Source organism: Borrelia hermsii DAH (genome assembly GCF_023035675.1).
GTDB lineage: Bacteria > Spirochaetota > Spirochaetia > Borreliales > Borreliaceae > Borrelia > Borrelia hermsii.
This window is the reverse complement of the sequence record NZ_CP073136.1, coordinates 447,886-460,652: the sequence shown is the minus strand read 5'-3', so window position 1 is coordinate 460,652 and position 12,767 is coordinate 447,886. Positions and strand designations below refer to the sequence as shown.

The following is a 12,767-nucleotide window of genomic DNA, read 5'->3' as shown; positions in this document are numbered from 1 at the left end:
GGAAGGTTTATGAGTTATGTTGCTAGTAATATTCAAGTGCTAAAGGGTCTTGAAGCTGTTAGGAAAAGGCCTGGTATGTATATTGGATCCGTTTCAATTAATGGATTGCATCACTTGGTTTATGAGGTAGTTGACAATAGCATTGACGAGGCTTTGGCAGGGTTTTGTGATAAAATAGAGGTTGTTATAAATTCAGATAATTCTGTAACAGTCAATGACAATGGTAGAGGTATTCCTACAGATGTTCATGAAGAGGAAGGAATTAGTGCGCTTGAACTTGTTTTAACTAAGCTACATTCTGGAGGAAAATTTAATAAAGGTACTTATAAGGTTTCTGGTGGACTTCATGGCGTTGGGATTTCGGTTGTTAATGCTTTATCATCTTTTTTGGCAGTTATTGTTAGCAGGGATGGAAAGCTTTTTAAACAGACTTATTCAAGGGGTATTCCAACATCTGAGGTTGATATTATTGGGGTAAGTTCTGCTAGGGGTACTAAAGTTACTTTTTTAGCTGATTCTGAGATTTTTGAAACTTTAGAATATGATTTTGAAACTTTATCAAAGAGACTTAGGGAACTTGCATTTTTAAATGATAAGATACGAATTTCAATTGAAGATAGGAGATCGGGAAAAGAGAAATTTTTGGAATTTTATTTTGAAGGTGGAATAAAAGCTTTTGTAGATTATATAACCAATAATAGCAAAAATATTCAAAATGAGCCTTATTTTATTGAAGGATCTTGTGATGATGTTATTGTTAGTGTTGGGCTTAAGTGGACTGAAGGATATTCTGATCATATTTTATCATTTGTAAATAATATTAATACTAGAGAGGGAGGAACTCATGTTGCTGGTTTTAAGAGTGGATTTTTAAAGGCAATGAGTGAAGCTTTTAGAGATTCAAAGATAAGCAAGAAAGATGTTCCAAGTCTTACATTAGATGATTTTAAAGAAGGTTTAACGGCGGTAATTTCTATTAAGATTCCAGAACCCCAATTTGAAGGTCAAACTAAGGGAAAATTGGGAAATTCTTATGTAAAGAAAATCGTTGAAACTATTGTGCATGATGGGCTTTTGAAAGTTATTGATGATAATCTTTTAGAAGTAGATATTATTCTTAATAAGGCAATAAGAGCTGCTCGTGCTCGTGAAGCCGCAAGAAAAGCAAGAGAGTCTGAGAGAAAAAAAAGTGCATTTGAAAGCTTGGCATTGCCTGGCAAATTGGCAGATTGTGCGTCTAAAAATCCGGCTGAGAGGGAGATTTATATTGTAGAGGGTGATTCTGCAGGAGGAAGTGCTAAAATGGGAAGAGATAGGTTTTCTCAAGCCATCTTGCCATTGTGGGGTAAAATGCTTAATGTTGAAAAGACACGGGAAGATAAGGTTATTACAAATGACAAACTTATTCCAATAATTGCATCTCTTGGTGCTGGTGTTGGAAAGACTTTTTATATTGAAAAACTTCGTTATCATAAGATTATTATTATGGCTGATGCTGATGTTGATGGATCTCATATTCGAACATTGCTTCTTACTTTTTTCTTTCGTTACATGAGGGAGTTAATTGAGAATGGGCATGTATACATAGCTATGCCACCTCTTTATAAACTTAAATATGAAAATAGGGAGCATTATTTTTATGATGATTTGGAAAAGGAAGCTTTTTTAGGATCAATTGAGACTGGCAAGAGAGATAAAGTTAGTCTTCAAAGGTATAAGGGTCTTGGAGAAATGAATCCTACACAACTTTGGGAAACTACTATGAATCCTGCTACTAGGAAGATGAAATTAATAAAAATAAATGATGCTATACAGGCTGAGAAAATTTTTGTTACTCTTATGGGAGATGATGTTGAACCTAGAAGAGAATTTATTGAGCAGAATGCGCTTGATGTAGTAAATCTGGATGTATGATTGGAGCATGAATGGTAACTGAAGAAGATAAAGAGCAAATATTAAATATAAAAATAGAGGATGAGGTTAAGACTTCATATCTAAATTATGCGATGTCTGTTATTGTTTCAAGAGCCCTTCCTGATGTTAGAGATGGTCTTAAACCTGTGCACAGAAGAATCCTTTATTCAATGCATGAAATGGGACTTAGGGCTGATAAGGCATTTAAGAAGGCTGGACGAATCGTTGGAGATGTTCTTGGTAAATACCATCCCCATGGTGATCAGTCGATTTACGAAGCACTTGTAAGGCTTGCACAGGATTTTTCTTTAAGATACCCTATAGTAATCGGACAGGGAAATTTTGGTTCTATTGATGGCGACCCTCCTGCTGCTATGAGGTATACTGAAGCTCGAATGGCAAGAGTAGCTGAAGAGCTTGTTAGAGATATAGATAAGCAAACTGTTGATTTTAGAGCCAATTATGATGATTCTTTGCTTGAGCCTGAAGTTTTGCCAGCTGCTTTTCCATTTCTATTAGTCAATGGTTCTAGTGGAATTGCTGTTGGAATGGCAACGAATATGGCTCCACATAATTTGAAGGAAATTTGTGATGCCATAGTTTATATGTTAGATCATGATAGTGTTTCTGTTTATGATTTAATTGAGATAGTTAAAGGACCAGATTTCCCTACTTATGCTGAAATCATTTATAATGAGAGTTTAATTAAGGCTTATACGACTGGGAAGGGTAGTGTTGTTATTCGAGCTCGGTATCATATTGAAGAAAAGTTTGAAGATCATATTGCTATTATAATTACACAAATACCTTATGCTGTTAATAAATCTTCTTTGCTTATGAAAATTGCATTCTTAATAAAAGAAGAAAAGCTTGAAGGTGTATCTGATATAAGGGATGAGTCGGACCGTGAAGGTATTAGAATTGTCCTTGAAATTAAAAAAGGCTTTGATCCTCATGTTGTTATGAATTTGCTTTATGAATATACGGAACTGAGGAAAAATTTTAGCATAAATAACTTGGCTCTTGTTAATGGAATTCCAAAACAATTAAATTTAAAAGAACTTATATCTGCGTTTATTGAACATAGAAAGGAGATTGTTAGAAGGCGGGTAGAGTTTGACTTAAAGAGGGCAAGAGAAAAGGCGCATATTCTTGAAGGATTAAATATTGCCTTAAGAAATATTGATAGAGTGATAGAAATAATAAGATTTGCTAGACTTGTAAAGGATGCTAAAGAATGTATTATTAAGGAATTTAATTTGTCAGAAATTCAAGCTAATTCTATACTGGATATGAAGTTACAGAAATTAACATCTATTGAAACAGAGAAACTTGAAGAAGAGTTTAAGATTCTCTTGGCTTTAATAAAAGATTATGAAGATATTTTGAACAGTCCAGAAAGGGTTGTTAATATTGTAAGGGAAGAGATTATTAATTTAAGTTTAAAATTTGGCGATGAGCGCCGAACAAAAATAATTTATGATGAGGAGGTTTTAAAAACTAGTATGTCAGATTTAATGCAGAGGGAAAATGTTATTGTTATTCTTACAAAGCAAGGTTTCATTAAAAGAATCTTACAAGATGAGTATAAACTTCAAGGTATAGGTGGTAAGGGCCTTGGTTCTTTTGACTTACAAGATAGAGATCAAGTTAATATTACTTTATGTGTAAATACTCATGACTTTTTATTTATGATTTCAAATGAAGGGAAGCTTTATGTAATTAATGCTTATGGAATTAAGGATACTTCTAGGACTTCAAAGGGACAAAATGTTCGTGAGCTTATTAATTTGGGAGAAACAGAAGAAATATTGGCTATTAAAAATTGTAATGAATTATCTGTGGATAATTACTTATTAATAACAACTGCAAATGGAAAAATAGCTCGTATTGAAACGGAAGGCTTTAAAACAGTTAAAGCAAGAGGTGTTATTGTTATTAAACTTGATGATAATGATTTTGTTACAAGTGCTGAAATTGTTTCTAAGAATGAAAAAATTATTTGTATTTCTAAAAAAGGTAATGCTTTTGCATTTAATTCAGATAATATTAGACTTACACATAGAGGAACTCAAGGTGTGTCTGGTATGAAAGTAAGAGAGGGTGATGTGTTGATTAAGGCGTTAGCAGTAAAGCAAGGATCCCATCTTTTAGTTGTTTCTGAGAATGGATATGGAAAGAGATTAGAAATATCTAAAGTGACTGATCTTAAAAGGGGAGCTACTGGTTATACTTGCTATAAGAAATCCGATGAGAAGGCAGGTGAAGTTGTTGATGCTATTACAGTTGTACAGGATGATGAAATATTACTTGTAAGTAAGGGTGCAAAAGTTTTACGAACATTGGTTGATAAAATATCTGAACAGGGTAAAGATGCTAGAGGAATGCAGGTATTATCTCTTGATGAGGATAAGTTGATATCGGTTTCAAAATTTATTAAATAATGAATTAGTGTTAGTTATATTGTTGGAATGTTCCACGTGGAACATTCTTTTTTTTTGGGGTTATTTCTTTAGTTAAAATTGACATAGAACAACTTTATAAAATCTTGTATTATTACAAGGAGGGTTTTGATAAAATGAACGAGACTTTTAAAATGGTAGATATCAATCTTTTAGATGTAGATAAATCGCAGCCTAGAAAGTCTATTAATCTTGCTGAGCTTGAAGAATTAAGTATCTCTATAAAAGAGAATGGAATATTGCAACCCATTGTTGTTTTTCATGATAATGGTAGATATAACCTAGTCATAGGTGAGCGAAGATTTAGAGCTGCTAAATTAGCTGGTATGAATCAAATTCCTGTTATAGAGATAGAGACTACTAGAGAAAATAAAGATTTTATGTCTTTAATTGAAAATATTCAGAGAGAAAATTTAACTCCTGTTGAAGAAGCATATGCTTATAAAAATCTTATGGATAAGCATTCTTTGACTCAAAAAGCTTTATCTGAAAAGATCGGTAAAAATAGGTCTTACGTTGCTAATTTAGTTCGAATTTTAGAGCTTGAGCAGGAAATATTAAATTCCCTGCATAAAAAAGAAATATCATTAGGTCATGCTAAAGTTTTATTGTCGTTAAAGGATAATCAGGATAGGTATGGACTTTATCTTTTAATTATTAAAAAGAAATTGTCCGTTAGGGATGCAGAAAATTATGTTAAAAATTTTTATAGACCTATTAATGATAAATCAGAAATCTTAAGAGATCCTTTTTTAAATAGTGTTAAAGAATTTTTAATAAGTAGAATACAAACTAAAATAAGCATTAAGGGAAGCAAAGAAAAAGGGAAGATCGAGATAAGCTATTTCACATCTTCTGATTTAAAAAGAATTATTTCTATCTTTGAGAGTATTAAGTAATTTTTTTTATGTGATTTATTTTTTGTCGTATTTCTTTTAAAATGATCAAAAGTTCTGTCTTATTTTTTATCTTGTCTAAGTTAATGTTTTTAATATTTTCTAATTCTTGTAGGAGTAGTTCTATTAGTTTTATAGTCTCTTCTCTTTTAAGTTGTGTTTTATTAAAGTTTATTTTAAGATTTTTTTTGTTGTGAGCGTCTTTTTGATAACGCGATCTAAATTCTTTTAAAGATTTTATTTTTCCATTAAGAACTTCCATTTTTAAATGAGTGGGACAGGATTTTTTAGAAATTTCATATGAGAGCGATAGCGGTAAGTTTTTTATTATGAGTTGCTTATCGGAATTTTCGACAAGCAACTCATATCTTGATATTAATGAGTAAACTTTGTCCTTTTTAAATCCCATACTGGTAAACCATTTGTAAAAAAGACCGTCATGTTGGTTGCTTCCACGTAGTTTTTCTTGTGCTTCTTTTAATATTCTTCCAATTTCTGTGTATGCGTTGTTGAATATGTTAAGAATTTCATATTGCTTTATTTTTAAAAAATCAGCTATTTCTTTATCCAATTTTTCATATTTAAAACTTTTGTTTTGGATAACAATTAATTCTTGTTTTGTCAAAGTATTGTCGTCTGTTTCATTTTTTTTTAACTTTTGACCCATTAAGGCCATTAGAGTGTCTAGATTATCTGACATTTTTATCCTTTAATTTTCATCATTATTTCTTTTGTAAGCTCTAAAAAGTCCTTTGCTGCATTACTTTCTTTGTTATACATGTGTACTGGTATGTTTTTTTCTTGGGATTTAGAAATACTTATATTTTTTCTTATTTTGGTATTTAGAAATTTGTCTTTGAATACTTTTTTTAGATAGTCAATATATTTTTCTTTGCTCTTATTTCTGATATCATACTTATTTATAAATACACCAGCGATCTCTAGATCTTTATTTATCCGTTTGACAACAGTTATTGTGTCTAATAATTGATTGATCCCTTCAAATGCAAAAAATTCTGTTTCTATTGGTATTAAAAGATATTTGCTTGCAACAAGGGCGTTTATTGTAAGTATTGAGAGGGTTGGAGGACAGTCAAGGATGATGAAATCATACCCATCTTGTTTGTATTTCTCTAAAGCATTTTTTAGAAAGTTTTCCCTTGCAATTTCATGTATTAATTCTTTCTCAAGTAGTGCCAACTTAAGACTTGAAGGGATTATATCTAAGTTAAAATTTTTAATAGGTTTAATTTTTTGCTTTTTATAGATAAGTTCATAGCTTGAATTTGTATCTTCTTTTTTTAAAATGTTAACACCACTACTGGTATTTCCTTGAGAGTCAATGTCTATTAGGAGAGCTTTTTTATTAAGCAATGTGATTGAATAGGCAATATTTATAGCACTAGTTGTTTTGCCAACACCTCCCTTTTGGTTAATAATGGATATTATTTTCATAAAAGCCTTCTCTTGTTGTGCGTATTACTAATATTCTATTGTAGAACATAAATAAAAAAATGATAATAATATATGTAAATTATTTTTTTAAGTGGCTAGCGCAATATACGCATATAGACATTCAGTTGGATCAAATGTCTGTATGCGTATGGAATTTAATTTAATTAGATTAGGGAGTTTTCTTGTAAAAATGTCATGATATTTTTTTTGTTTTTTGTGTTAAATTTTATTGTAGTATTTATTTTATCTAGGAAATTAGCGTCTATAATTTTAATCCCCATCTTATTTTTTATTCGTATAAGTAAATTATATTGGTTGTAGTTTAGATTAAGGCATAATGTTTCCATTTCTTCCTTTTCTATTAGATTTGATTTATTAATTACTTCTTGTGCTGCCTTGGAATATGCTTTAGTTAAACCTTGTTTTCCAAGCAGAGTTCCTCCAAAATAGCGCACCGTAATAATTAGGGTATCTGTTAAGTTTTTGTTTAATATGGCCTCTAGCGTAGGTTTTCCAGCTGTTGAACGTGGTTCTTTGTCATCGTTCATTCCGCTTATAAATGAATTTGAATTGCCAATTCTAAATCCGTAGACAACATGAGTTGCATTTTTAAATTTTAATTTATATTCTTTTAATATTTTATTTATTTCTTCTTTTCCCTTTACATGGAAAATATATGATAAGAAAATTGATTTTTTTACTTCAATTTTTGAATAGGTATTTTCTTGAGGAATTAGTATCATTCAATTTAATAATATATCATTTTTTTATGTTGAAGTATTTTTAATTTATGTATATTATTAATAATGATTGTTTTTTTAAATTCTGAGTGCAAGTGTTTAAGAGGGGTTAGAAATGATATCAGGATTAAATCCTACATTAAGATTGTTTAAGGAACATAGGATACTTTACTCTAATATGGAAAGAGGTTTAAAGCCCCTCTTAGAGGTTGATAATTTTATTAATAAATACATTCAAAATAAAGAAGGTTTGGAAATTTATGATAAGGTTGTAGGCAAGGCCGCTGCTGTTATCATTTATAATATTGGGCTTCAAAATGTTCAGGCAGGTGTTATTTCTCAACCAGCAAAGGACTTTTTGGAAAGTAGAGGGATAAGAGTGAGTTTTAAAAGATTAGTAGAGAAGATAAATGATAAAACTGAGAATTTGATTGAGAGTTTAGAAAATCCAGGTGAGGTTTATAAGTACATGATTAAGAGAGGGATCATTGTAAGTAATTATTAAACTTTGAATTTATTTGTTTTTCGCTTTGGAATATACAGAAATAATTAATCCTATATTATATATTAATATTGCTAGACTTCCCCAGCTTAAGTAGAAATTGTCTTTTTCATGATCAAAAAACCATATTCCGGAATAAATTCCCAAAAATCCTCCAATTGCCGAGGTAAGCATCATTAGATTTGGATCGATTGTATGTTTGATAATTTGACTTTTACTGTTTTGGGTAGTTTGTCTTTCAGAAAATTTACTGTCAATGAAAACCATAACAAGCCCAGTAAGTGTGATGCATAAAAAATAGATTGTAAATATTTTTTTAATGAGTTTAAACATAAAACTTTACCACCTTTTAGTTTTCAGTTGTTAAAATTAAATAACAATATAAATATAACATAAAAATAAATATTTTCTTATATGGACTTATAATAAACTAAGTATTTTTATTATATGTATAAAATACTGCAAGGATAATTAATTTATTTGGAATTTTTTTGTGAGTTAAATTCACGAGAATTGGATTGTTAAATATTATTTTTATGCAATAGTAAGTTTAATGAGTTTAGGTGAGTTGTATTAAACTTTTAAGGAGATTATGTGTTATACATTGTGGGAACACCCATAGGCAATTTAGGTGATATTACATATCGTGCAATTGATATTTTAAAGTTAGTTGATGTTATATTTGCTGAGGATACAAGAGTTACTAAGAGGCTTTTATCTCATTATGGTATTGTTAAGAAATTGATTTCTTGCAATGCTGTAATAGAGCATAAGAGAATTGGTTTGTTGTTAGACTACTTATCTAGTGGAAGAAGCGTAGCTTTTGTTAGTGATGCTGGCACCCCTTGTCTTAGCGATCCTGGTGGTTTACTTGTTGATGCGGCATTTAAAAATGGGTATAAAGTTTGTCCTATTCCAGGCATTAGTTCTTTTAATGCGGTTATTAGTGTGAGTCCTTTTAAAGATAAGGTTATAGTCTTTGAAGGGTTTTTGCCAAACAAAGGAATTAAAAGGATAAAAAGGATTGAGGAACTTTATAATAGAGGAGATGCATTTATTCTTCTTGAATCCAGTCATAGGATTTTGAAGTTATTATCTGAAATTTCTTTAGTCAATTTAGATGCTAATGTCTTAGTTGGTCGTGAGATGACTAAATTATATGAGGAATATAAAATTGGTAAGCCTTTAGAATTAAAAAAATATTTTGAAGAGAATAACAAAAATAAGGGAGAATTTACGGTTTTAGTTAGCAGAAAGTCTAAAGGTTAAAATTGTTTTAAAAAGTTAAAGGATATATTAAGAGATATATTGATTGTTTGTAGATTATGCTGAGTTTAAAATAGTTTGCAAGAGGGGTTTTGCTTTTACAAAAAAATTTTAAGCATGGATCTTTTAAATACAAACAAGAGTTTAATTTGTATAATTAATAAATATATTCTGATGCTATGTGTATTGTGCAAATTTAATGAACTTGGAGAGAGTATTTTGACTTTTAATGAATTTAGACTTGAGAATTTTAGATTGAATTTAAGGATGATAATGAAGATTTTAAAGATTTTTTTGGCTATTAAAGATTCAAGTTATATGGTAAGTTTGAAAGATAGTTTTATCATTTGTCCAGATGAAGAGAAGTTTACCTATTGATGTTTTATGGCAAAAAAGAAAGATAAGGAAATTTATAAATGTTTAAATTGTGGATATAAATCTTTAAAATGGCTAGGGAAATGTCCTGAGTGCTTTAGTTGGGAAAGTTTAGAGCATTATGTTGAACCTAAATCTAGCTATGGGGCAAATTTAAGCAAGTCAAAAAGTGAGATTTTTTCTTTAAAAGATTTTAAGCAAGTTGATAATGTTAGGTATTTAACAGGTATTGAAGAGTTTGATAGAGTTCTTGGTGCTGGGATTGTAATTGGTAGTGCAATTTTGATATCAGGAGAGCCTGGCATTGGAAAATCAACTTTTTTACTTCAGATTTCTAGTATTCTTTCACTTGATGGCAAAAATGTGCTTTATCTTGCGGGTGAAGAATCAATTCCACAAATTAAGTTGAGAGCAAATAGACTTAAAATTTCTTCTGATATATTGATAACTAATGAGATAGATGTTGATGCTTTAATAGAAATGCTTGCAAATATTGAGCTTGACTTTATGGTTGTTGATTCTATTCAAACTTTGAATTCAAGAGAAGTGCAAGGTAGTCTTGGCGGGGTTGCTCAGTTAAAACATTGTGTTTACAAGCTTGTAGAGTGGGCAAAGGGAAAGAATATAACTTTATGTTTAGTGGGACATGTTACAAAGGATGGTATTTTAGCGGGACCAAAAATAATAGAGCATATGGTAGATTCTGTTTTTTATTTTGAAGAGGCAAAAAAATCTTTGCGTATGCTTAGAGCTACTAAGAATAGGTTTGGCACTATTAATGAGATAGGTATTTTTGAAATGACGAGTTTGGGACTTGTTGAGATTAAAGATCCATCTTCTATTTTTTTGGAGAGGAAAGAAGAGATATCCTCAGGTATTGCTATTGGAATTATTAATGAGGGGAGTAGAGTCTTGTTTGTTGAGATACAGGCTTTAATTACAAGGACAGGCATGAATATTTCTAGAATTTTTTCAGAAAAAATAGATTCTAAAAAAATATCAAGAATTTTAGCTGTTATTAGTAAATATTTAAATCTTAATTTTAATAATGATGATATCTATGTTAATGTTTCTGGGGGACTTAGGATTGATGATGTAGAGATTGAACTTGCCGTTTTAGTTGCATTATTTTCTGCTAAGACTAATGTTATTATCAGTCAAGAGTTAATCTTTACAGGTGAGATTTCTCTTTCAGGAGAAATTAAAGTATCCTCTAATATTGAGAGTAAGGTTATTGCAGCTTTGAAAGCTGGATTTAAAAGTGTTTTTGGTGCTAATTTAAGAGACAATCATTATAATGGATATGAGAGTATAGGCAGTGTTTTAGGTGTTGTTAGGCGATTGGTGCAAGATAGCAGAATAAAAGATCATGAAAACAATCTGTTTAAAAATAGTAATATAAAAAAATAAATGTTTAAGTATTGACAAAGCTTAACGTATGTTATAAAGTAATAAGAGTTGATATTGAGAATTGGAAGAGAAGAGAAGGGAAGAGTTAAGTAAGGTTTAATAAGCCAAATAAAATAAATAACCTGTTAATTTTAAAAGAAGAAAATAAAAATAACGAAGAGTTTGATCCTGGCTTAGAACTAACGCTGGCAGTGCGTCTTAAGCATGCAAGTCAGACGGAATGTAGCAATACATTCAGTGGCGAACGGGTGAGTAACGCGTGGATAATCTACCTATGAGATGGGGATAACTATTAGAAATAGTAGCTAATACCGAATAAGGTCAATTGAGATGTTAATTGATGAAAGGAAGCCTTTAAAGCTTCGCTTGTAGATGAGTCTGCGTCTTATTAGCTAGTTGGTAGGGTAAAAGCCTACCAAGGCTGTGATAAGTAACCGGCCTGAGAGGGTGAACGGTCACACTGGAACTGAGATACGGTCCAGACTCCTACGGGAGGCAGCAGCTAAGAATCTTCCGCAATGGGCGAAAGCCTGACGGAGCGACACTGCGTGAACGAAGAAGGTCGAAAGATTGTAAAGTTCTTTTATAAATGAGGAATAAGCTTTGTAGGAAATGACAAAGTGATGACGTTAATTTATGAATAAGCCCCGGCTAATTACGTGCCAGCAGCCGCGGTAATACGTAAGGGGCGAGCGTTGTTCGGGATTATTGGGCGTAAAGGGTGAGTAGGCGGATATGCAAGTCTATGCGTAAAATACCACAGCTCAACTGTGGGAATATGCTGGAAACTGCATGACTAGAGTCTGATAGGGGAAGTTAGAATTCCTGGTGTAAGGGTGGAATCTGTTGATATCAGGAAGAATACCAGAGGCGAAGGCGAACTTCTAGGTCAAGACTGACGCTGAGTCACGAAAGCGTAGGGAGCAAACAGGATTAGATACCCTGGTAGTCTACGCTGTAAACGATGCACACTTGGTGTTAATCGAAAGGTTAGTACCGAAGCTAACGTGTTAAGTGTGCCGCCTGGGGAGTATGCTCGCAAGAGTGAAACTCAAAGGAATTGACGGGGGCCCGCACAAGCGGTGGAGCATGTGGTTTAATTCGATGATACGCGAGGAACCTTACCAGGGCTTGACATATACAGGATGTAGTTAGAGATAACTATTCCCCGTTTGGGGTCTGTATACAGGTGCTGCATGGTTGTCGTCAGCTCGTGCTGTGAGGTGTTGGGTTAAGTCCCGCAACGAGCGCAACCCTTATTGTCTGTTACCAGCATGTAAAGATGGGGACTCAGACGAGACTGCCGGTGATAAGCCGGAGGAAGGTGAGGATGACGTCAAATCATCATGGCCCTTATGTCCTGGGCTACACACGTGCTACAATGGCCTGTACAAAGCGATGCGAAACAGTGATGTGAAGCAAAACGCATAAAGCAGGTCTCAGTCCAGATTGAAGTCTGAAACTCGACTTCATGAAGTTGGAATCGCTAGTAATCGTATATCAGAATGATACGGTGAATACGTTCTCGGGCCTTGTACACACCGCCCGTCACACCACCCGAGTTGAGGATACCCGAAGCTATTATTCTAACCCGCAAGGGAGGAAGGTATCTAAGGTATGTTTAGTGAGGGGGGTGAAGTCGTAACAAGGTAGCCGTACTGGAAAGTGTGGCTGGATCACCTCCTTTCTAAGAGAAAGAAATGATTTAATTATTTAAGGTAAAGCATTATTTTAACTCTTCCTTTGT

General features: G+C 32.2%; 11 protein-coding genes and 1 rRNA gene. 8 read left to right on the top strand and 4 right to left on the bottom strand.

What is annotated here, in order from left to right:
- Positions 1-9 precede the first annotated feature (9 nt).
- From gyrB to bhDAH_RS02155, 3 genes are all read left to right on the top strand, one after another.
- The gene (gene gyrB / locus bhDAH_RS02165; RefSeq protein WP_043924439.1) at positions 10-1,914 is read left to right on the top strand and encodes a DNA topoisomerase (ATP-hydrolyzing) subunit B; all 1,905 of its coding nucleotides are present in this window, start codon (positions 10-12) and stop codon (positions 1,912-1,914) included.
- 11 nt (positions 1,915-1,925) lie between these two features.
- Positions 1,926-4,358 carry a DNA topoisomerase (ATP-hydrolyzing) subunit A gene (gyrA, locus tag bhDAH_RS02160; protein ID WP_012422199.1) on the top strand — a complete coding sequence of 811 codons (2,433 nt, stop codon included), beginning with the start codon at positions 1,926-1,928 and terminating at the stop codon, positions 4,356-4,358.
- A gap of 134 nt (positions 4,359-4,492) precedes the next feature.
- On the top strand, positions 4,493-5,275 hold the full coding sequence (locus bhDAH_RS02155; protein ID WP_043924438.1) for a ParB/RepB/Spo0J family partition protein: 783 nt from the start codon (positions 4,493-4,495) through the stop codon (positions 5,273-5,275).
- Here bhDAH_RS02155 and bhDAH_RS02150 read toward each other — a convergent pair.
- From bhDAH_RS02150 to bhDAH_RS02140, 3 genes are all read right to left on the bottom strand, one after another.
- Positions 5,268-5,972 (bottom strand): hypothetical protein, encoded by a 705-nt coding sequence (locus bhDAH_RS02150; RefSeq protein ID WP_012422197.1) that lies wholly within the window; start codon positions 5,970-5,972, stop codon positions 5,268-5,270. The two genes, bhDAH_RS02155 and bhDAH_RS02150, sit on opposite strands and share 8 nt — an antisense overlap.
- Before the next feature lie 2 nt (positions 5,973-5,974).
- Complete coding sequence (locus tag bhDAH_RS02145) at positions 5,975-6,727, bottom strand: ParA family protein (protein ID WP_012422196.1); 753 nt, start codon at positions 6,725-6,727, stop codon at positions 5,975-5,977.
- A gap of 164 nt (positions 6,728-6,891) precedes the next feature.
- Positions 6,892-7,470 carry a YigZ family protein gene (locus bhDAH_RS02140; protein WP_012422195.1) on the bottom strand — a complete coding sequence of 193 codons (579 nt, stop codon included), beginning with the start codon at positions 7,468-7,470 and terminating at the stop codon, positions 6,892-6,894.
- A gap of 112 nt (positions 7,471-7,582) precedes the next feature.
- On the opposite strand from bhDAH_RS02140, the gene bhDAH_RS02135 reads away from it, so the two are divergent.
- Positions 7,583-7,972 (top strand): DUF1893 domain-containing protein, encoded by a 390-nt coding sequence (locus bhDAH_RS02135; protein ID WP_012422194.1) that lies wholly within the window; start codon positions 7,583-7,585, stop codon positions 7,970-7,972.
- A 9-nt stretch (positions 7,973-7,981) separates the two neighbouring features.
- On the opposite strand, the gene bhDAH_RS02130 is transcribed toward bhDAH_RS02135, so the two are convergent.
- On the bottom strand, positions 7,982-8,302 hold the full coding sequence (locus tag bhDAH_RS02130) for a hypothetical protein (protein ID WP_012422193.1): 321 nt from the start codon (positions 8,300-8,302) through the stop codon (positions 7,982-7,984).
- A 261-nt stretch (positions 8,303-8,563) separates the two neighbouring features.
- Between bhDAH_RS02130 and rsmI the strand changes: the two genes are divergently transcribed.
- The 4 genes from rsmI to bhDAH_RS02110 all read left to right on the top strand — a co-directional run bounded on the left by rsmI (position 8,564) and on the right by bhDAH_RS02110 (position 12,707).
- Positions 8,564-9,238 carry a 16S rRNA (cytidine(1402)-2'-O)-methyltransferase gene (gene rsmI, locus bhDAH_RS02125; RefSeq protein ID WP_012422192.1) on the top strand — a complete coding sequence of 225 codons (675 nt, stop codon included), beginning with the start codon at positions 8,564-8,566 and terminating at the stop codon, positions 9,236-9,238.
- Between the two features lie 171 nt (positions 9,239-9,409).
- Positions 9,410-9,613: a hypothetical protein gene (locus bhDAH_RS02120; RefSeq protein WP_155719660.1), complete on the top strand. Its 204-nt coding sequence runs from the start codon at positions 9,410-9,412 to the stop codon at positions 9,611-9,613.
- A gap of 6 nt (positions 9,614-9,619) precedes the next feature.
- Positions 9,620-11,020: a DNA repair protein RadA gene (gene radA, locus bhDAH_RS02115; protein WP_012422190.1), complete on the top strand. Its 1,401-nt coding sequence runs from the start codon at positions 9,620-9,622 to the stop codon at positions 11,018-11,020.
- 150 nt (positions 11,021-11,170) lie between these two features.
- Positions 11,171-12,707 (top strand): 16S ribosomal RNA (locus bhDAH_RS02110).
- Positions 12,708-12,767: the final 60 nt, after the last annotated feature.